General features: G+C 75.2%; 1 protein-coding gene. It reads left to right on the forward strand.

The features are described from left to right. Nucleotides 1-182: 182 nt before the first annotated feature. Nucleotides 183-407 (forward strand): peptidoglycan DD-metalloendopeptidase family protein (locus BEN49_RS29645; RefSeq protein ID WP_239691961.1); only part of this gene is annotated, 225 nt, incomplete at its 3' end.

The following is a 407-nucleotide window of genomic DNA, read 5'->3' on the forward strand; positions in this document are numbered from 1 at the left end:
GGCAACGTGGTGTGGCTCAGCGCCGACGGCACCGACGAGCACCTCTACTACGCCCACCTCGACCGCCAGCTGGTACAGCCCGGTCAGCGCGTGCGCCCCGGCGACACCCTGCGCCTCACCCGCGAGCCCGGCCTGGGCACCTTCCCGGTGCTCGGCCGGGCCGACGCGGCCATCGGCAGCTTTTGGGGCGTGGACGCGACGGCGGGGCCCGCCGCCACGAGGGCATCGACATTTTTGCGCCCCGCGGCACGCCCGCCGTGGCCGCCGCGGCCGGCACCGTTACGCGCCTGGGCAACACCCGCCTGGGGGGCAACGTGGTGTGGCTCAGCGCCGACGGCACCGACGAGCACCTCTACTACGCCCACCTCGACCGCCAGCTGGTACAGCCCGGTCAGCGCGTGCGCCCC

It is taken from the genome of Hymenobacter coccineus (genome assembly GCF_001816125.1).
In the GTDB taxonomy this organism is placed as follows: domain Bacteria; phylum Bacteroidota; class Bacteroidia; order Cytophagales; family Hymenobacteraceae; genus Hymenobacter; species Hymenobacter coccineus.